This is a genomic window from Nonomuraea candida (genome assembly GCF_000725485.1).
Taxonomy (GTDB): domain Bacteria; phylum Actinomycetota; class Actinomycetes; order Streptosporangiales; family Streptosporangiaceae; genus Nonomuraea; species Nonomuraea candida.
This window is the reverse complement of record NZ_JOAG01000068.1, coordinates 24,509-44,161: the sequence shown is the minus strand read 5'-3', so window position 1 is coordinate 44,161 and position 19,653 is coordinate 24,509. Positions and strand designations below refer to the sequence as shown.

Here is a 19,653-nt window from a genome sequence, read left to right as displayed (position 1 = left end):
AGGGGGAGGAGGTAGGGCTGGGGTGCCGGGGGTGGGGCGGGAGGTGCGGAGGATGGGGGGTGGGGGTGTGCGGAGGATCTCGGGGGGCAGGTCGCCGGTGCCCTCGCCGAGCAGTTCGAACAGCAGCTCCCTGCTGCTCGGACGGTTGCGGGCGTCCTTGTCCAGGCACGCCTCCACCAGCGTACGCAACCGCCCGTCCAGCCGCCCCAGCTCGGGTGGCGCGGTCAGGATGCGGTGCAGCACCGGCGCGACCGAGTCCTGGCCGAACGGGGCCGAGGCGTTGGCGGCGAAGCACATCGTCGCGCCCCACGAGAAGACGTCCGCCGCTCCCGTGACGGCCTCGGCGGTGATCTGCTCGGGCGCCATGTACGCCGGCGTCCCCACCCCGCGCCCGCTCACCGTGGCGGCGGCGTCGAGGGCGCGGGCGAGGCCGAAGTCGATCACTCGGGGGCCGTCGGAGCCGAGCAGCACGTTCTGCGGCTTGAAGTCCCGGTGCACGATGCCCGCGCGGTGGATGGCCGCCAGCGCCGTGGCCGTGCTCACGGCCAGCCGTTCCAGCGCGCCGCCCCGCCGGGGTCCGGTCAGGACGACCTCGCGCTGGAGGGAGGGGCCGTCGACGTACTCGCTGACGATGTACGGGCGCCCCTCGTCGAACCCCGCGTCGATCACCTGGGCCGTGCAGAACCTCGCCACCTGCTTGGCCAGCTCCACTTCCCGCAGGAACGCCGCCCGCTCGTCCCCGACGGGCCCGTGCAGCAGCTTGACCGCGTACGTCTCCCCGCCCCTCGAACCGAGGAACACCGCGCCCTGGCCGCCTTCGCCCAGCCGTCCGGAGAGCGTGTAGGCCCCGAGCCGGTGGGGGTCCCCCGTTCTGAGCGGCTGCGCCGTTGGCACGGGGCGCCTCCCCTCGCCGCCACCCTTGCTGCTCTCTACTGAAGGCAACCGCCCGCGAACAGTCAACGGCGCTCAGGGCAATCGCATCCGGACCGTGACACAGCAGGTCAGGATGTACGGGCGACCTTGCCCGAATACGTCACTTCGTCCTTACCCTTGCGTGTGACCTTGATGTCCATCTGGTTCACGTCCGAGGTGGGGAACATGCGCAGCGTCCCCGGGTAGCACTCCTCGCCCCCGACGCGGTCGAGGGTGAAGACCATGCCGTTGCCGTCCCGGGAGAGCCGTCCCGCGCAGTGCAGGTCGGCGCCCCAGCGCATCATCCCGCCGTCGCCGTTCAGGTGCAGCACGACCGGGAAGACGCGGCCGGCGCTCTTGTGCTCGGCCGAGCCCGACCAACTGCCCTCCAGGCCCGGGCCCTGCGCGCCGCGCAGCCAGAACACGAATCCGGCCACGGCCGCGACCAGCCCGACCACCGCCACGACGACCTGCCAGGGACGCACCCGCCGCCACACCGGCCCGGCGGTCTGGACCGGCGTGCCGGCGACGGGGGCCGGCGAGGTCCCGGACGGCGTGCCGGTGGCGAGAGCCTGCAAGGTCGTGCCGGCGCTCCTCGTGGTGTCGACGGTGTCGGCAGTATGCGACTTGGCGGTGTCGGGGGCACGGGAGGCGACCCCGACAGCGGAGGCATCCTGGGCGGCGGCTGCGTCCGGGGCGGCTGCGTCCGGAGCGGCTGAGTCACGCGCGGAGGCGTCGCGGGCGGAGGCGTCGCGGGCGGAGGCGTCGCGGGCCGCCATCAGCGGCGCCGTGATGGCCGGGAAGCTGGTCGTGGGGTCGGGATCGGTGATCACTCCGGGCTCGGCCTCGGTGGCCCCCAGCCCGACGACGGCCGCGAGCGCCCCGGACTCCCTGCGCTCGGCCCCCCGGCGGGAGCCGCCGCCGGCGTCGCCGGTGTCGGGCCCGATGGCGGCCATCGCGCCCGTGGACAGCACGTCCGCCCCCACGGCCTGCTGGCCGAGGAGCCGCCGCAGCACCTCCTCGGCGTCCGGCCGCTCCCCCGGCTCCTGCGCCAGGCACGCCTCGACGATCTCGCGCAGCCGCCCGTCCAGCGGGCCCAGGTCGGGCTTGCCGTACAGGACGCGGGCGAGCACCTCCTGGTGCGTGTCGGCCGTGTACGCCGTGCGCCCCGTCGCCGTGTACGCCACCGTCAGCGCCCACGCCCACATGTCGGCGGGCGGCCCGGCGCTCTCGCCCTTCATCCGCTCGGGCGCCATGTAGGCGGGGGTGCCCATGGGCAGGTGGGTGGTGGTGACGGCGGTGTCGACGAGCCGGGAGACGCCGAAGTCGATGACGCGGGGCCCGTCGATGCCGAGCAGCACGTTGCCGGGCTTGAAGTCGCGGTGCACGACCCCGGCGCGGTGGATGGCGCCGAGAGCCGTGGCGGTGCCGATGGCGAGGCGTTCGAGCGAGCCTCCCTGGCGGGGCCCCTCGTTGACCACGAGCTCGCGCAGAGAGGGGCCTTCGACGTACTCGCTGACCAGGTAGGGCCGGTCCCCTTCGAGGTCGGCGTCCAGGAGTTGCGCGGTGCAGAAGGCGGCCACCTTGCGCACCGCCTCGACCTCGCCCAGGAAGCGCCGTCGCGCGTTGGGGTCGCCGGAGAGGCTGGCGTGCAGCAGCTTGACGGCGACCGGCGCGCCCTGCGGAGATTCGCCCAGGTAGACGACGCCTTGGCCGCCCTGGCCGAGCCTGCGTGTCAGCCGGTACGCCCCCAGCCGCCGGGGATCATCGGCATTAAGCTCGGACATATACCGCCATTATGCCCGTCACCCGCTATATCCCGTTAAATTCGGTGTCTCAAAGCAGCAAAGCATATGCGTCCAGCACCGGCAGCACCTCGTCCGCCGGCCCGCTCGGCAACTGCGCCACCGCCTCCTCGATCCCGAGCTCCGCGAAATAATCGAGTTTCTCCCGAGTGGGCCGGGTCGCGAACGGAATAACCTTCGCCATCGGCCGCCCCGCCTTCTCGCACGCCTCGCGCAGCGCCGGCAGCGCCGCCTTGACCCCGTGCCCGCCGATCGGCATCCACCCCTCGGCATATTCGGCGACCTGCGCGAACAGCTTCGGCCCCGCCGCGCCGCCCACGTAGACGGGCAACCCGCCCGCCGGCTTGGGCCACGACCAGGAGGGCTCGAACCCCTCGAAGGAGGCCACCTCCTCCCGCCACAGGGCCTGCATGGCCAGCACGTTACGCCGTGCGACCGCGCGCCGCCGCCCGTACGGGACACCGTGGTTCTCGATCTCCTCGACGTTCCAGCCGAAGCCGACCCCGACGACCGCGCGCCCGCCCGAGAGGTGGTCCAGGCTCGCCAGCGCCTTGGCGGTGACGATGGGGTCGCGCTGGGCGGCGAGCAGGATGCCGGTCCCGAGGCGCAGCCGGCTGGTCGCGGCGGCGGCGAAGGAGAGGGCGACGAGGGGGTCGAGAGTGCGCTTGTACTCCTCGGGCAGCTCGCCGCCCCCGGCCGCGTACGGCGTGCGGCGCGAGACGGGGATGTGGGTGTGCTCCGGCAGGAACAGCGACGAGAAGCCGCGCTCCTCCGCCGCCCTGGCCAGCTCCTGGACCGGCATGGCCAGGTCCGTCGCGAACATCGTGACCCCAAGTCTCATGCGCCTCTCCCGATCGAGCCCGAACCAAGCGATTGCTCGGTTACGATTTCTCCAGTACCTTGCAGAAGACCGTCCCGCGGAAAGAGGTCCCCGGTGAAGTTTTCTATCTTCCTGAATCCGCAAATACCAGGCTCCGGTTACGCCGCCGAGGAGAACGCCAGGGCCAAGCGCCCGATCGGGCGGGACACGGAGTCGTACCAGAGGCTGCTGCACGAGGTACGGGAGATAGCCGTCCACGCCGATCAGGTCGGTTTCGACGCGCTGATGATGACCGAGCACCACTTCCATTCCGAGGGCATGGAGTTCTCGGTCAACCCGCTGATGTTCCTGACCGACCTGGCGGCCAGGACCGAGCGCATCCTGCTCGCCCCGCTCGGCCTCGTCCTGCCCGCCTGGGACCCGATCAGGGCGGCCGAGGACGTGGCGCTGCTCGACCAGTTCTGCAAGGGACGGCTGCGGCTCGGCGTCGCCCGCGGCTACCAGAACCGCTGGATGAACGTGCTGGGCCAGCGCTGGCACGCCGCCGCCGCCCGCTCCGACGGCTCGGCCACCGACACGCGCAACTTCGACGTCTTCGGCGAGGTGCTGAAGATCATGAAGATGGCGTGGACGCAGGAGACGCTCCGCTACAAGTCGGACGTGCTCGACTACCAGGTGCCCTACCCGTACGAGGGCATCGAGGGCTGGCCGGCCCAGGAGTGGACCCGCACATTCGGCGCCCCGGACGAGCTCGACGAGGAGGGCCGGGTCAGGGCCGTGTCGGTCTGCCCCCGGCCGTACCAGAACCCGCACCCCGAGCTGTGGCAGCCGTTCACGATCTCCGACCGGTCGGTCATCAGGGCCGCGCAGGAGGACATCCTGCCGTGGATGTTCACCCCCAACCCCGACGACCACGCCGCCAAGGCCAAGCTCTACCAGGAGGAGTCGGCCAAGCAGGGCCGCCACTACAAGCTGGGCGAGCACACCGGCATCCTGAAGATCGTCGGGATCGCCGACACCACCGAGCAGGCCATCGACACCTTCGGCCGCAGCATCCCCAAGGACTTCGCCGCCTTCTTCGGCCCGTTCGGCTACCTGGAGGTGCTGCGCAAGAAGGAGGACGAGAAGCACCAGCCCATCTCCCCCGAGAAGGGCGACGCCAAGCGCATGAACGACGTCGAGATGGCCCTGTTCGGCACGCCCGACGACGTCAAGCGCGGCATCCAGCGCATGCTCGACCGGATGCCGGACCTGGAGTGGTTCGGCCTGTACATGCAGGGCCAGCAGGGCGTGCTGCCGCTGGACACGGTCAAGCGCAACCTGGAGCTGTTCGCCACCAAGGTCGCCCCGGAGTTCCGATGAGGTTCTGGCTGGGGGCCTCGTTCTCCGACACCGGCCAGTTCGTCGAGCTGGCGCGGGTGGCCGAACGGTGCGGCTTCGACACCCTCACCCTCTCCGACCACCTCTTCTACGCCGACTTCGCGACGCCGTACCCGTACTCGCGCTCCGGCAGGCCGCGCTGGGACGCCGCGACGCACTGGCCGGACGTGTGGGTCACGATCGGCGCGATGGCGGCGGTCACCACGACCCTCCGCTTCTCCCCCAACGTCTACATCGCCCCCGCCCGCGACCTGTTCACGGTCGCCAAGCAGGTCTCCACGGCGGCGGTGCTGTCGCGCGACCGGGTGACGTTCGGGGTCGGGGTGGGCTGGTGCAAGGAGGAGTTCGTCGGCACCGGCCAGGACTTCCACACCCGGGGCCGCCGCCTCGACGCGATGCTGCCGGTGCTGCGCTCCCTGTGGTCGGGCCAGACCGTCACCCTGGACGGCCTGCCGCCGCTGTCGATCTGCCCCACCCCGGACCGGCCGATCCCGGTGTACGTGGGCGGCGACAGCGAGGCGGCCCTGCGCCGCGCGGCCCGGCTGGGCGACGGCTGGATCGGCAACCGCATCTACACCGAGGAGCAGTTCGACGAGGTCCTGGCCGCCCTGCGCGGCCATCTGGAGGCCAACGGCAGGTCCCTGGAGGGCTTCGACGTCATCGCCCCGCTGGCGGTCGTGCCCGACGCGGCCACGTACCGCCGCTTCGCGGACAAGGGCGTGACGGGGACGATGGCCGCCCCGTGGTGGCTGGCCACCGACGAGGAGAAGGCCCGGTACGGCGAGGGCACCCTGGAGCTGAAGATCGCCACCATGGAACGCTACGCCGACGAGATCATCGCCAAGATGTGAACGGCGCCCGGACGGCCACGGACCGGCCCTGAGCCCCGCGGCGCCGATCCACCGGCACGAGACGGCCGCAGCGTGCCGGCCGTGTCGTGCCGGCCCCCGAAGTCCCGCCCGGCAGGGCCCGCACGCGCCCCCGATCGCGTCCGGCCCGCGCCGTCTCCGGCCCGGCTCTCGCGATGACCTCCTCCGTCCCGGCCCTCCATCCGCAGCTTCATGGAGGTCCCCGGACGGGGAGATCACGACCCGGCCCAGTATGGTCACCCGGTCCCGGCCGCGACCAGCCTTTGCACGTGGGCGCAAAGGCTGGACGGCGCCGGCCGGAACACCCTGCCGGGCCGCCTACCGGGCCGCCGACAGCAGGGCCCGCCCCAGCGGGGTGATCACGTGCAGCACCGCCGTGCCGTGGCGGTGCGTCTCGATCAGCCCGGCGTCGCGCAGCACCCGGGTGTGGCGGCTGACGGAGGCGGGCGACGTCGCGGCCCGCCCGGCCAGCTGCGTGGTGGTCGCGCCGCCGTCGATCGCGGCGAACACCGTCGCGCGGGTCGCGCCGAGCAGGGCCACCAGCGACTCGGTGCGGTTCGCCGCCCAGTGGGAGTGGCAGTCGATCGGGTAGACCAGCGTGGGCGGCAGCTCGGGGTCGGCCAGGGCGACCGGGACGCGCCTGCAGAAGTAGGACGGGATCAGCAGCAGCCCGCGCCCGCCGAGGTGCAGGTCGCGGTCCACGTCGTAGTCGACCTCCAGCAGCGGCGGCCGCCAGCGCATGAGCGGCTCCATGCCGCGCAGCAGGCCGTCCACGCCGCCCTCGGCCAGGTCGCGCCGCCGGCGCGCGGACTCCGCCGTGACGGCGGCGCTGATCGTGTCGTGGTGGGGCGCGATGGCGATGGCCTGGTAGGCGCGTAACGTGGCCGCCAGGTTCATCAGCGTCGCCGTCTCCCCGCCGGCCAGCCGCCGGCCCCAGCCGGGCAGCGGCGACGTGCGCGCCAGCCTGGCCAGCTCGTCGCGCAGCCGCGCGCGCGGGGTGCGCAGGATGGCCTGCAGCCCGGCGTCGAGCCCCTGGAGCCCCTCGGCGGGCGTGATGAAGTCGGGAAAGTACGGCCCGAACGGCGTCAGCGCCGTCACCACCCGCTCGTGCCGGTGCAGCCGGCCCCGCGCCCGCCGCATCTCCGCCAGCCAGGGTCGCAGCACCGCCGGCGGGGCCGGGTCGGCGAGCCGATGCCTGCTGAACACCATCTCCCAGAAGGGATCGACCCCCTGCGCCACGCGGACGCGCCGGAGGTCGTCACCGGTGAAGTGAATCCTGAGCATCGATCGGCCGATCCTCTCGCCGGCACCACTCTACGGCGGCCCGCCCGGCCGCGGCGGCTCCGGCGTGATCATCCGCCGCTCCGGCGCGTCACGAGGTGCGGGCGGGGAGCGATAGCCTCGTCTCGTGCTGGAAAAGATCGCAGCCACCCGTTATGTGACCCCGTTGCGGGAGGGCGGGTCGCTGCCCGGCGTCGTCGAGGCCGACGACCTGGGCACCTACGTCGTGAAGTTCCGCGAGGCGGGGCAGGGCAGGCGGGTCCTGGTCGCCGAGATCATCGCCGCCGAGCTGGGCCGCCGCCTGGGGCTGCGCACCCCCGAGCTCAAGCTCATCGACCTCGATCCGCAGCTCGGCATCAGGGAGCCCGACGAGGAGGTGCAGGACCTGCTCAAGGCCAGCACGGGGCTCAACCTCGCGGTCGACTTCCTGCCCGGCGCGCTCGGGTTCGAGCCGCTGGCGTGGGCGGCCGATCCGCTCTTCGCGGCCAGGGTGGTGTGGTTCGACGGCCTGATCCACAACATCGACAGGAGCTGGCGCAACCCCAACCTGCTGATCTGGCACCGCGACACCTGGCTGATCGACCACGGCGCGGCGCTCTGGTTCCACCACAACTGGCGCACCGCCGACCCGCAGCGGCCCTTCGACGCCGGTGACCACGTGCTCGCGCCGTACGCGGGCGACGTCGGCGCCGCCGCCGCGGAGCTGGCGCCGAAGGTCACGCGCGAGCTGCTGGAGACCGTGACGGCCCTGGTGCCCGACGAGTGGCTGGCGGGCGAGCCGGGCTTCGAGAGCCCCGGCGAGGTGCGCGAGGCATATGTCGACCACCTGCTGCGGCGGGCGCACGGGCCGGGCGCATGGCTGGTGCGGGGCGAGAGCAAGGGCAGGAAGGCGGGCCCGGGCTCGGTCGGCGAGTTCTGGCGGGGAGGCGGCGACCGATGAGCAGGGACGTCTACGAATACGCGGTGATCCGCGTGATCCCCAAGGTGGAGCGGGGCGAGCAGATCAACGCCGGCGTGCTGCTCTACTGCCAGCCGCGCGGCTACCTGTGCGCGCGGGTCGAGCTCGACCCCGGCCGGCTGCGCGCCCTCGATCCGCAGGCCGACGTCGACGGGGTGCGGCGGGCGCTCAGCGCGTACGAGCTGGCCTGCGGCGAGAGCCCGGGGCCGCTGGCGGGCGAGTCGCTCGGCGGCCGGTTCCGCTGGCTGACCGCGCCGCGCAGCACGATCGTGCAGGCCGGGCCGGTGCACGCGGGCCTGACCGCCGACCCCGGCATCGAGCTGGCCAGGCTCTTCGACAAGCTCGTACGCCTCTGACCTCCTTTCATCCGGTCCGCCCGGCCTGCGGTGGCGGAACCGGTCGCTGGGTAGGACGGTGCAGAAGGGGAAGGAGAGCCTGACCATGAGCGTGCCGTCCGGGCCGTACACCGTGGAGGGCGGGCGTGCCTGCACGTTCGGCGACCTGTCCCACGCCGGGGTGTACGTCGTGGACGACCGCGGGCAGATTGTCGAGGTCAGCCCCCAGGCCGTGAAGCTGCTCCGCCGCGACCCGCCCGACCTGCTGGGCCGCGACGCCCACGACCTGCTGCACCGGGGGCGGCGCGGCGAGCCGCTGCCGCGCAGCCGCTGCACGATGCGCGAGCCCCTCCTGACCGGCACCACCTCCATCGGCGAGGGGGAGTGGCTGGAGCGGGGCGACGGCTCCCTGATGGAGGTGACCTGGCTGGTCACCCCGTGCGGGACGGGCCAGGGCGGGCCGCACGCCATGGTGATCTTCTACGAGACCGGCGACGTCGAGGCCGCCGGGCGCGGCCCGGTGTTCGGCTCCTCGTCGATGTCGGAGCTCGAACGGCTGGCCCTGCTCGCGGAGACGACCGCGACGCTCACCTCCAGCCTCGACGTCGGCGAGACGCTGCGCCACCTCGTCCGCCTGGTCGTGCCGCTGCTGGCCGACTGGGTGGTGGTGGACCTGATCACCGAGGAGGGCGGGGTGACCCGCTCGGTCGTGGTCCACCACGAGAACGGCGTCCTGACCCACCGCGACGACCTGGAGCGGGCGATGCCGCCGGTGCAGCGCGAGTCCACGATGCCCCTGTCGCGGGCGCTGCGCGGCGTCACGGCGACGCTGGTGACCCCCGCCGACTACCAGCAGCCGCCCGACACGCCCGTCGCGGTCATCCAGCGGGAGCTGTTCGAGACGAGCGGCATCGAGTCGGCGTGCATCGCGCCGATCCGCGGCGTGCGCGAGGTGGTCGGCGCCCTGACGCTGGGGCGCTCCCAGCGCGCCCGGCCGTTCACCACCGACGACCTGCTGCTGGTCGAGGACATCGCCCGCCGCGCCGGGCTGGCGCTGGACAACGCCCGCCTGTACGAGCGGCAGCGGCGCGTCGCCGAGACCATGCAGCGCCACCTGCTGCCCCGCCTGCCCACCCTGCCCGGCCTGGAGATGGCCGCCTGCTACCTGCCCGCGCCGCGCGCCTCGCAGGTCGGCGGCGACTGGTACGACGCCTTCCTGCTGTCCGGCGGCGCGGCCGGGCTGGTGATCGGCGACGTGGTGGGCCACGACCTCGACGCCGCCTCGGGCATGGCCCAGGTGTGCAACATGCTGCGCGCGTACGCCGGGGAGCAGGAGGCGCCGCCCAGCGCGGTGGTGGACCGGCTCGACCAGGCGGTGTCGCGCATGACCGAGACCACGATGGCCACCGCCGTCTTCGCCCTCGTGGAGCGCGCCGACGGCGGCTGGCGGCTGCGCTGGACCAACGCGGGTCACCCGCCGCCGCTGCTGGTCGGGCACGACGGGCGCGCCCGCTTCCTGGAGGAGGCGGCCGGCCTGCTGCTGGGCACCGGCCTGAGCTCGGTCCGCGAGGACGCCGTCGTCGAGCTGCCGCCGCGCTCCACGGTGCTGTTCTACACCGACGGGCTGATCGAGTCTCCCACCCATCCGCTGGACGAGGGCATGGACCGGCTGCTCCGCGAGGCCGCCACGCTGATCGACCAGCCGGTGAGCGCGTACTGCGACCGGCTGCTCACCCGCGTGCGCCCCGCCGACAACGACGACGACGTGGCCATGCTCACCGTGCGCGTCCCCGGGTGACGTCGGGCGTCTCCAGGCCGGGCGTCTCCAGGCCGGCCAGCTCGGCGCTGCCGCGCCACAGGTCGGCGGCCAGCTCCGGCGAGTACGACGCCTCCGAGGAGCGCACGGCGCGCAAGCCCGAGAAGTAGGCGCCGGTGACGGCGGCGAAGCGCGGGGCGGCCACCAGCGCGGCCAGGGCGGCGCCCGACCGGCCGGCCGTCCTGACGCCGAGCCCGGGCAGCAGGGCCAGCGCGGGCAGCACGTGCCGCCAGGCCAGCAGGTGCAGCCGCGAATAGTCCCTGGCCAGCCCGGTGCCGGGCATGAGCCCCGGGTCGAACGCGTTCACCCGCAGGTCGGGTCGCCTGCGGGCCAGCTCGTAGGCGGTCAGCACGTTGCACAGCTTCGAGGTCGTGTAGCGGCGTCTCCCCTCCCGGGGCGACTCTCCCCGCGGCGACCTGGCCAGCTCGGCCGGGGCGGCCCAGCGGGGCGCGGGCATGCCGGTGCGCCGGGCGGGATCGTGCGTGTCGCTGGCCACGAACACGATCCTCGCCTCGCCGGCCACGGCCGGCAGCAGCAGGTTGACCAGCAGGAAGTGGGCCAGGTGGTTGACGGCGAACGTGGTCTCGAACCCGTCCTCGGTGTACGTGATGCCGCGCACGACCTGGGTGCCGGCGTTGCACACGATCCCGCGCAGCGGCGGCAGCCCCCTGCCGGGGAGTTCCGCGGCGAACGCCCGCACCTCCGCCAGGGAGGCCAGGTCGAGCCGCGCCCCCACCACGTGCCCCCCGCTGCCGGCCGACAGCCGCCGCGCCGCGTCGTCCGCCCGCCGCGCGTCCCTGCCGGTGATCAGCACGGTCCAGCCGGGCCGCGCCGCGGCCAGGCGCCCGGCGGTCTCGTACCCGAGCCCGCCGGTGCCCCCGGTGATGAGCACGGTCCCGGTCCCGGTCATCGCACGCCTCCGGTGGCGGGCCGGGCGGCGGGGGGCAGGGCGGCGGGCAGGGCGGCGGGCAGGGCGGCGGGCAGGGCGGCGGGCAGGGCGGCGGGCAGGGCGGCGGGCTGGGTGGCGGGCAGGGTGGTGGGCCTCTCGCGTCTCCCGGAGGCGGTCCCGGTCATCCGGCGTCTCCCGCGCGTACCCCGGCCAGCCCGAGGTTGCCGATGACCAGCCGCTCGCGCAGCGCCACCGGCAGCCGGGTGAGGAGGCTGATCAGGCGGGCGTCCCCCGGCACCACGTACAGGCGCTTGGGCCTGCGGTCCTCCAGCGCCCTGGCCACCGTGCGGGCCACCGGCTCGACGGGGCCGGGCCGCTGCCCGGCCAGCGCCTTCTCGACGGCGGCCAGGTGGCCGGCGTAGAGGGCGACCCGGTGCGGCTCGGCCAGGGCGAGCGCGGCCTTCGCCGCGGCGCCGGCCTTGTCGAAGATCTCGGTGGCGGTGGTGCCCGGCTCGACGAGCACGACCGGGATGTCCCACGCGGCCAGCTCCATGCGCAGGGCCTGGGACATGGCGGCCAGCGCGGCCTTGCTGCCCGACAGCGCCGCGAGGAACGGCATGGGCTGCCTGGCGGTCGGCGCGCTGATGTTGATCACCCGGCCCGCGCCCGCCCGCAGCAGCGGCAGGAACGCCCGGGTGACGAACGCCGGCCCGAACGTGTTGACCTCGAACTGGCGGCGCAGCTCCGCCGGGGGCACCAGTTCGAGCGGGCCCTGCACGATCACCCCGGCGTTGTTGATCACCGCGGCCAGCCCCCAGTCGCGCACCTCCCGCCCGACCTGCCGGGCGGCGGCCTCGACGCCGTCGGGGTCGGTCACCTCCAGCCGCACCGGGCGCACCCCCGGCACGTCCGCCAGGCCCTCCCCGCCGTCCCGCACGCCGACGAACACGGTGTAGCCCCGGTCCGCGAGTGACCGGACCAGCGCCCGGCCGATGCCGCCGGACGCCCCGGTGATGAGGACGGCTTTCCGCTCGGTCATGGAGTTCCTCCCTGATAGGTCCTGAGGGCCGCGCGCTTCGCCGGGCAGGCCGCCCGCTGAGGGCGCGCGCCGCTCACCACGCGCTGGGCGGCAGGACACGGAGCCGCACGAACGGGTCGGCCATGCGGGCTCCTCCTGATGCGAGTAGCCACTCGCAAAAAAATACGAGTAATCATTCGCATTGTCAACGTGCGCGGCAGCACGCCCGCTCCGGGGAGGCGCGGGCGTGCGGGTGATCGGAGGGCGGCGATCGCCGGGTGTCAGAGCCCCGGGCGCCAGGCGCCGGAGCCGTGAACGTCAGAGGTCAGAACAGCACCGACATGAAGGTGTCGACCTCGTGGAAGCCCACCTTCCGGTAGACCGCGCGGGCCGCGTGGTTGAAGTCGTTGACGTAGAGGGTCACGACGGGCGCGAAGCAGCTCATCGCGGCCTCCACCACGGCGGCCATCCCCGCCACCGCGTGCCCCTTGCCGCGCAGCTCGGGCGCCACCCAGACGCCCTGGATCTGGCAGGCCTGCGGCGTCACGGCGCCCACCTCGGCCTTGAACACCACCCGCCCGTCATCGATGCGCGCGTACGACCGCCCGATGCGGATGAGCTCGGCCACCCGCGTCCGGTAGAGGGCGCCGCCGTCGCCGAGGTTGGGCGAGACGCCGACCTCCTCGGTGAACATGGCCACGCACGCCGGCAGCAGGATGTCGAACTCCTCCGGCCGCACCCGGCGCACCATCGGGTCGGCCGGCACCGGCGGCTTGCTGGAGGTGGCCATGACGGGCTGCGCCCAGCGGATCGCCCGCGCCCGCCCCCAGTGCGGCTCCAGCCGCTCCCACAGCAGGGACACCGCGTCGACCGGGCCCACGATGGACGAGCAGCGCCGCCCCTGCTTGCGCGCGCGGTCGGCGAAGGCGTGCACGGCTTCGGGACCGGCGTTGACCGGCACCATGTTGGCCCCGGCGTAACAGAGTGACACGAGGCCACCGCGCGGCCCGAACCCCCACATCTGCCCGCCCAGCCTCGCCGGGTTGAGACCGACGGCCCGCACCCGGGAGGCGACGAAGACGTTGGCGACCGGATCGGAGTCCAGCAGGGCGAGAACTTCGTCCCGGTCGTTGTCGTCGAGCACGCGCGACGCCGATGTACGCAGCATCACATGGTCAGACTACGCGAAGGGGCACCGAAGTCCGCGAAAAGCCTCGGCCGTTGACAACATCAGGTCAGAAATGAGTGCGACCTGTTATGTCCCGCCCCTCCGCCATTCCCCCCGCGCCCCTTCCGCCCGCCGGGACACAGCCGCGCCCGGCGGCCGCTCAGCGGGGAAGCAGCCCTTGGAGCACGCCCAGGACGCCGAGCAGATCACCCGCCTGCGACAGCGGCGAGGTCGGCGAGGTCTTCGAGGTCTGCGGCGTCCGGGCCTGCGGCGCCGCCTCCGGCGTGATCCGCGCGGCCGGCCGGGGCTCGGGCGCCGCGGCGCACACCGCGTTCCGCCTCGGCAGCGAGCCGTCCCTCAGGTACGCGGCCAGATGCCGGTCCAGGCACGTGTTGCCCGACAGCGACACGCCGTGGTTGCCCCCCTTGTCGAGCACCATCCGGGCCCGGGGGAAGAGCTTGGCCATCTGCAGCGCCCCCTCGTACGGCGTGGCGGCGTCGTCCTTGGACTGCAGCATGAGGAACGGCGGCAGCTTCGGCGACGCGTGCACCCGCACCGGCGTGCCGCCGCGCACCGGCCAGAAGGCGCAGGGGGCGTTGAACCAGGCGTTCGGCCAGGTCAGGAACGGCGCGCGACGGTGCATCGCGGTCATGTCCGCCCGCCACTTGGACCACTCGCGCGGCCAGCGCGCGTCACGGCACTGGACGCCGAGGTAGACGGCGTACCCGTTCTCGTCCTCGGCGTCGTTCTTGCCGTGCTTGTCGTAGATCTCGATGAGCCCCTTGGTGTCGCCCTCGCGCACGTACGACGACCACGCCTGGGCGAACTGGGGCCAGACCTTGTCGCTGTAGCCCGCCACGGTGAAGGTGTCGTCGAGCTCGCTCGGCCCCACGATCCCGGCCGCCGGCCGGGTGCGCAGCCGGTCGCGCATCGCGTAGTAGGCGAACGACGTCTGCTTGAGGGTGGCGCCCAGCTTGTAGACGTCGTGGTGCCTGGCCGTCCAGGACAGGAACTGCCGGTGGCGGCGCTCGAAGGAGCGGTCCTGCTTGAGGTTCGAGGCGTACCAGACGCCGGTCGGATCGACGCTGCTGTCCATGACCATGCGCTTGACCCGCTGGGGGAACAGGGTGGCGTAGACGGCGCCGAGGTAGGTGCCGTACGAGTAGCCGAGGTAGCTGATCTTCTCCTCACCGAGGGCGGCGCGCACCCGGTCCATGTCCCTGGCGGAGTTCTCGGTGGTGAGGTGGGGCAGCAGCCACCCCCAGAGCTGCCCGCAGCGCGAGGCGTACGCGGCGGCCCGCGCGAGCAGCACCCTCTCGTCCCCGGGCCGGCGCGGCACCGCGTCGGGCCGGGGCGGCTTGTAGTAGGTGGCCGGGTCCACGCAGCGCACGGCCGGCTCGCTGCCGCCGACGCCGCGCGGGTCGAACCCGACGACGTCATAGCGCTCGGCCACGTCGTCGGGCAGCGTCGTGGCCACGAACTCGGTCAGGTCCCGCCCCGACGACCCCGGCCCGCCGGGATTGACCAGCAGCGTGCCCAGATGGCCGGCGTCCCGGGAGACCTTCGCCTTGACCCGGTTGAGCGCGATCTTGATGGACTGCCCGGTGGGCTCGCGGTAGTCGAGCGGCACGCGTACGGTGGCGCACTCCAGCGCCGCCGACGCGGTCTTCCCCGCCACCTTCGGGCAGGCGCCCCACACGACCCGCGCCGGCGCCTCCCGCTCGGCCACCGCCGCCCCATCCACGCCCGCCACTCCGGCGATGAGCACCACCAGTCCGGCGACAACCCCCACTACCCGCTTCACCCGGTCCCCTTCCTTGTCATAGGCCTTGAGATGCTCCCGCGAGCAGCCACGCCATGACGCTGGGTATGGGGAAATGCTTGCCGTTCTGTAAGCTTCCCATGGCAGAGCGTAATCACGCCTGGGTCACGAGAGGCCCGTCGGAGCCGGGTCACCGCCGGAGCCGGGGTCGCCGTCCGGGCCGGGTCACCGCCGGAGCGGGAATCGCCGTCCGAGCCGGAGGGGCGCCGTTTCCCGGGTCAGAGCCCGATCGTGTCGGCCAGGAGATCCACCTGGGCGGGATCGGGGTCGTTGCCCATGAAGATCAGCTCGTCGCAGCCGATCCGCTCGAAGTCGGCGATCGCGTCCTTGATCCGCTCCGGTGCGGTGTAGGCGATGGAGATGCCGTAGTTCGCGAACTCCTCGCCGGCGAAGGCGTAATAGGGGCCGATGGCGGCCGACACCGCCTGCTCGGCGCCGGGGCCCAGCGCGTACATCACCGAGGCCACTACGCGCGGCGAACCGGCCCGGCCCGCCTCGGTCCAGGCACGCCGGAGCTCGGGGGCGAAGTCCACCACGTCCTGGACGGTCGCGTCCCCCGCGATCCAGCCCGTCCCGTGTGCGGCGATGCGGCGCAGGGCCGCCTTGGAGGTGCCGCCGAACAGCAACTCGGGCCCGCCCGGGGTGGCCGGCGGCGGGCCGACCGGGTCGCCGCCGGCCGAGATCGCCGCGAGCCGCTCCAGCAGCCGGTCGAACCGCTCACCCCGGCTGCCGTAGTCGACCCCGCCGAGGACGAAGTCGTCCTCCCTGACCCCGGGGGCGAGCCCCAGCCGCAGCCGGCCGGGGCCGGCGACCTGGTCCAGCGTGGTGACGGCCTTGGCGAACAGCGCGTGGTTGGCCCGCAGGGGCGCGAGGAGCACGCTGGTCAGCAGCCGGATGCGGGAGGTCGCGCCCGCCGCGGCGGCCAGCGCGATCAGCGGCTCCGGCGTCCTCCACGCCAGGCGGTCGCTGACGCTGAGGGTGGAGAACCCGCGCGCCTCCGCCCTGCGCGCCCACTCCACCAGCGCCCTGCCGTCGGTCCAAGGAGCATGCCCGGGCAGCCCGATACCGATGTCCATCGAAAATGCGATCCCTTCCACAAGAAGTCATGCAACGACCGAAACCCGCCCCCACCGGTCCAAGGCGTCCACCCTGACCGGCCCGGCAGATCGATCCACCAGGGCCGTCCTCCGGCACCCGGCGTGGCGGGCAGATCAGCCCGCCGGGGACGCCGTACGCGCCGCGCGCAGGCCGTCCTCCAGCACTCCGGCCAGGCAGATCAGCCGGCCGCGGACGCCGCTCGCGCCGCGCGCAGGCCGTCCTCCAGCAGGCGGTGCAGGTCCGCGACGGGCTGCACCCCGGGGACCGGCGGCCGGCCGTCGATCACCAGGGACGGCACACCGGTGACCCCGGACTCGGCGCCGCGACGCCGGTCCTCCCGGACCTCCGCCGCGTACTCGTCACCGGCCAGCACGCCGCGCACCCGCCCGGCGTCCACCCCGGCCTCCCCGCCGAGCGCCTCCAGCACCCGCGGGTCCGCCACGTTGAGCCCCTCGGTGTGGTACGCGTGCAGCAGCCGCTCCATCATCTGATCACCCAGACCGAGCTCGGCGGCCAGCTTGCCCAGCCGATGCGCGTCGAAGGTGTTGACCGGCCGCGCCCGGTCCAGGTTCAGCTCCAGCCCTTCGGCCGCCCCCAGGGACCGGATCCGCGCGACGCGGGCCGGCGCCTGCTCACCCCACCACCCGGCCATCGCCTCGGCCGCCGTCGGACCGGGCACCCTGCCCTCGCCGGGAGCGAGCTCGTACGCCCGCCACACGATCTCCACACCGTCACGGCCGTCGACCCGCGCCAGCGCCGCGTCCAGCCGCCTCTTGCCGATGTAGCACCACGGGCACAACACATCGGCGTAGATCTCCACCCTCATCAAAGCCCCCGGCCGTCGCACGACAGATCTCCACCCACCCGCCCGGAACGGGCGGATGCCGACCCAGAACGGGCCCAGGCCCTCATCCTGCAATCTCAACCACAGTTGAGGTCAACCACGGTCAAGCCGATCAGAGCAGAGGGCGGAGGGTGACGATGACGGCGGCAGGGGTGGGAACCGGGTTCGGGCCGCTCCGGGAAGGGGTCAGGCGACCGTGACGGTGGGGCCGGGGGTGTCGTCGTCGAGGTCGACCTCGACGCCCATCTCGTCGGCCAGGCGCAGCGCCTCCTCGATCAGCGTCTCGACGATCTGCGACTCCGGCACGGTCTTGATGACCTCGCCCTTGACGAAGATCTGGCCCTTGCCGTTGCCCGAGGCCACCCCGAGGTCGGCCTCGCGGGCCTCGCCGGGGCCGTTGACGACGCAGCCCATGACGGCCACCCGCAGCGGCACCTTCATGCCCTCCAGGCCCGCCTGAACCTGCTCGGCCAGGGTGTAGACGTCGACCTGGGCCCGCCCGCACGACGGGCAGGAGACGATCTCCAGGCCGCGCTCGCGCAGGCCGAGCGACTCCAGGATCTGGGTGCCGACCTTGACCTCCTCGACCGGAGGGGCCGACAGGGAGACGCGGATGGTGTCGCCGATGCCCTCGGCGAGCAGGGCGCCGAAGGCGACGGCGGACTTGATCGTGCCCTGGAAGGCGGGGCCGGCCTCGGTGACGCCCAGGTGGAGGGGGTAGTCGCACTTGGCGGCCAGCAGGCGGTAGGCGTTGATCATCACGACCGGGTCGTTGTGCTTGACCGAGATCTTGATGTCGCGGAAGCCGTGCTCCTCGAAGAGCGAGCACTCCCACAGCGCGGACTCGACCAGGGCCTCGGGGGTGGCCTTGCCGTATTTCTGGAGCAGGCGCGGGTCGAGGGAGCCGGCGTTGACGCCGATGCGGATCGGCACGCCGGCGTCGGCCGCCGCCCGGGCGATCTCGCCGACCTTGTCGTCGAACTTCTTGATGTTGCCGGGGTTGACCCGGACGGCCGCGCAACCCGCGTCGATGGCGGCGAAGACGTACTTCGGCTGGAAGTGGATGTCGGCGATGACGGGGATCTGCGACTTCTTGGCGATGATCGGCAGCGCGTCGGCGTCGTCCTGGGACGGCACGGCCACCCGGACGATCTGGCAGCCGGACGCCGTCAGCTCGGCGATCTGCTGCAGGGTGGCGTTGACGTCGGCGGTCACCGTCGTCGTCATCGACTGCACCGACACGGGGGCGTCGCCGCCCACGGGCACGCTGCCGACCATGATCTGGCGGGAGTGGCGGCGTTCGGCGAGCGGCTTGGGGCGGACCGTCGGGATGCCGAGAGCTACAGGAGACATTTCAACCCTTACTGTGACGACGCTTTCAGTCTAGGTAGCTAGCGGGACTGCCCGGCTGTGAGTTCGGCCGCACGGGCGCGTGCCCAGGCGTCGGCCGCCAGCACCTCTTCGATGGAGTCGGCGGGGGTCACCTGGTGCTCCTCGACGACCTTGGCCACGGTGTCGACGATGCCCAGGAACGGCAGCCCGCCCGCGATGAACGCGTCCAGGCACACCTCGTTGGCCGCGTTGTAGACGGCCGGCGCGGTGCCGCCCGCGCCGCCGACGTGCCTGGCCAGGGCGACCGCCGGGAAGGCCGTGTCGTCGAGGGGCTCGAACGTCCACGTGTGCGCCCTGGTCCAGTCGATCGGCCGCGCGGCGCCGGGGACGCGCCCGGGGTGGCCGAGCGCGAGGGCGATCGGCAGCCGCATGTCGGGCGGGCTGGCCTGCGCCATCGTGGAGCCGTCGACGTATTCGACCATGGAGTGGATGATCGACTGGGGGTGCACCACGACCTCGATGCGGTCGAACCCGAGGTCGAACAGCAGGTGCGCCTCGATCACCTCCAGCCCCTTGTTGACCAGGGTCGCGGAGTTGATCGTGATGTACGGGCCCATCGACCAGGTGGGGTGGGCCAGCGCCATCTCCGGCGTGACGTCGGCCATGTCGGCCCGCTTCATGCCCCTGAACGGCCCCCCGCTGGCGGTGACCACGAGCCGCCTGACCCGCGAGGGGTCGTGACCGCCGGGACCGGCGGCCCACAGGCACTGCTGCAGGGCCGAGTGCTCGGAGTCGACCGGCAGGATCTGCCCCGGCCCGGCCAGCCGCTTCACCAGCGGCCCGCCGATGATCAGCGACTCCTTGTTGGCCAGCGCGAGGGTCCGGCCCGCCTCGAGCGCGACGAGCGTGGAGGTCAGGCCCAGCGCGCCGGTGATGCCGTTGAGCACCGTGTCGCACGGCCAGCCGGCCACCTCGGCAACCCCGTCGGGGCCGCCCAGCACGACCGGCCGCGCGCCGTGCGCCGCCAGCGCCTCCTTCAGCGCCGGTACGGCCGAGGCGTCGGCCACCGCCACGGCCTCCACCCCGAACTCCGCCGCCTGCCTGGCCAGCAGCTCGACCCGGCCGCCCCCCGCCGCCAGCCCGGCGACCTTGAAGCCGCCCGGATTGGCGGCGATGACATCGAGGGCCTGGGTGCCGATCGAACCGGTGGAGCCGAGCACCACGACGGAGCGGAGGGTCTGTTCATGCACGTGTCCATTCTCCCCGCTGTCCGGCGCGCTCGGGACTGGCGAGTAATTCACCGAAA

18 protein-coding genes are annotated in these 19,653 nt (G+C 73.3%); 5 read left to right on the top strand and 13 right to left on the bottom strand.

The window, feature by feature from the left end:
• From IO39_RS40750 to IO39_RS40735, 3 genes are all read right to left on the bottom strand, one after another.
• A partial coding sequence (locus IO39_RS40750) for a serine/threonine-protein kinase (protein WP_157549621.1) occupies positions 1–894 on the bottom strand: 894 nt, incomplete at its 3' end.
• A gap of 107 nt (positions 895–1,001) precedes the next feature.
• On the bottom strand, positions 1,002–2,699 hold the full coding sequence (locus tag IO39_RS51475) for a serine/threonine protein kinase (RefSeq protein WP_052424019.1): 1,698 nt from the start codon (positions 2,697–2,699) through the stop codon (positions 1,002–1,004).
• A gap of 49 nt (positions 2,700–2,748) precedes the next feature.
• Positions 2,749–3,558, bottom strand: coding sequence for a TIGR03619 family F420-dependent LLM class oxidoreductase (locus IO39_RS40735; protein ID WP_043635989.1), 810 nt, complete (start codon positions 3,556–3,558; stop codon positions 2,749–2,751).
• Positions 3,559–3,651: 93 nt separating this feature from the next.
• Here IO39_RS40735 and IO39_RS40730 point away from each other — a divergent pair, with 93 nt between their 5' ends.
• Entirely contained in the window at positions 3,652–4,899 is a 1,248-nt protein-coding gene (locus IO39_RS40730) for an LLM class flavin-dependent oxidoreductase (protein ID WP_043635986.1), read from the top strand.
• Positions 4,896–5,768, top strand: a complete 873-nt coding sequence (locus tag IO39_RS40725) for a TIGR03619 family F420-dependent LLM class oxidoreductase (RefSeq protein WP_043635983.1) — start codon at positions 4,896–4,898, stop codon at positions 5,766–5,768. The genes IO39_RS40730 and IO39_RS40725 overlap by 4 nt, the downstream gene beginning before the upstream one ends.
• Before the next feature lie 336 nt (positions 5,769–6,104).
• Here IO39_RS40725 and IO39_RS40720 read toward each other — a convergent pair whose 3' ends face one another.
• Positions 6,105–7,070 (bottom strand): ArsR/SmtB family transcription factor, encoded by a 966-nt coding sequence (locus IO39_RS40720; RefSeq protein WP_043635979.1) that lies wholly within the window; start codon positions 7,068–7,070, stop codon positions 6,105–6,107.
• A gap of 124 nt (positions 7,071–7,194) precedes the next feature.
• On the opposite strand from IO39_RS40720, the gene IO39_RS40715 reads away from it, so the two are divergent.
• The 3 genes from IO39_RS40715 (at position 7,195) to IO39_RS40705 (ending at position 10,158) form a co-directional block, all read left to right on the top strand.
• Positions 7,195–8,007 carry a HipA family kinase gene (locus tag IO39_RS40715; protein ID WP_043635975.1) on the top strand — a complete coding sequence of 271 codons (813 nt, stop codon included), beginning with the start codon at positions 7,195–7,197 and terminating at the stop codon, positions 8,005–8,007.
• Entirely contained in the window at positions 8,004–8,381 is a 378-nt protein-coding gene (locus IO39_RS40710; protein ID WP_043635972.1) for a DUF3037 domain-containing protein, read from the top strand. Before IO39_RS40715 ends, IO39_RS40710 begins: the two co-directional genes overlap by 4 nt.
• 85 nt (positions 8,382–8,466) lie before the next feature.
• Complete coding sequence (locus tag IO39_RS40705; RefSeq protein ID WP_052424018.1) at positions 8,467–10,158, top strand: SpoIIE family protein phosphatase; 1,692 nt, start codon at positions 8,467–8,469, stop codon at positions 10,156–10,158.
• Here IO39_RS40705 and IO39_RS40700 read toward each other — a convergent pair.
• From IO39_RS40700 to dxr, 9 genes are all read right to left on the bottom strand, one after another.
• Positions 10,136–11,086: an SDR family NAD(P)-dependent oxidoreductase gene (locus IO39_RS40700; protein ID WP_052424017.1), complete on the bottom strand. Its 951-nt coding sequence runs from the start codon at positions 11,084–11,086 to the stop codon at positions 10,136–10,138. The two genes, IO39_RS40705 and IO39_RS40700, sit on opposite strands and share 23 nt — an antisense overlap.
• Positions 11,083–11,250, bottom strand: coding sequence for a hypothetical protein (locus IO39_RS55395; protein ID WP_157549619.1), 168 nt, complete (start codon positions 11,248–11,250; stop codon positions 11,083–11,085). The genes IO39_RS40700 and IO39_RS55395 overlap by 4 nt, the downstream gene beginning before the upstream one ends.
• Complete coding sequence (locus IO39_RS40695; protein ID WP_043635970.1) at positions 11,247–12,104, bottom strand: SDR family NAD(P)-dependent oxidoreductase; 858 nt, start codon at positions 12,102–12,104, stop codon at positions 11,247–11,249. The genes IO39_RS55395 and IO39_RS40695 overlap by 4 nt, the downstream gene beginning before the upstream one ends.
• 304 nt (positions 12,105–12,408) lie before the next feature.
• A complete protein-coding gene (locus IO39_RS40690) occupies positions 12,409–13,251 on the bottom strand; it encodes a GNAT family N-acetyltransferase (RefSeq protein WP_043635967.1) in 843 nt (280 codons plus the stop codon).
• 160 nt (positions 13,252–13,411) lie between these two features.
• A complete protein-coding gene (locus IO39_RS40685) occupies positions 13,412–15,055 on the bottom strand; it encodes an alpha/beta hydrolase (RefSeq protein WP_084774399.1) in 1,644 nt (547 codons plus the stop codon).
• A gap of 236 nt (positions 15,056–15,291) precedes the next feature.
• The gene (locus tag IO39_RS40680) at positions 15,292–16,149 is read right to left on the bottom strand and encodes an LLM class flavin-dependent oxidoreductase (RefSeq protein ID WP_043635963.1); all 858 of its coding nucleotides are present in this window, start codon (positions 16,147–16,149) and stop codon (positions 15,292–15,294) included.
• Positions 16,150–16,349: 200 nt separating this feature from the next.
• On the bottom strand, positions 16,350–16,997 hold the full coding sequence (locus IO39_RS40675; protein WP_043635961.1) for a DsbA family oxidoreductase: 648 nt from the start codon (positions 16,995–16,997) through the stop codon (positions 16,350–16,352).
• Between the two features lie 204 nt (positions 16,998–17,201).
• Positions 17,202–18,368 carry a flavodoxin-dependent (E)-4-hydroxy-3-methylbut-2-enyl-diphosphate synthase gene (ispG, locus tag IO39_RS40670; RefSeq protein ID WP_043635959.1) on the bottom strand — a complete coding sequence of 389 codons (1,167 nt, stop codon included), beginning with the start codon at positions 18,366–18,368 and terminating at the stop codon, positions 17,202–17,204.
• 38 nt (positions 18,369–18,406) lie between these two features.
• Positions 18,407–19,597 carry a 1-deoxy-D-xylulose-5-phosphate reductoisomerase gene (gene dxr, locus IO39_RS40665; protein WP_043635956.1) on the bottom strand — a complete coding sequence of 397 codons (1,191 nt, stop codon included), beginning with the start codon at positions 19,595–19,597 and terminating at the stop codon, positions 18,407–18,409.
• Between the last annotated feature and the right edge of the window lie 56 nt (positions 19,598–19,653).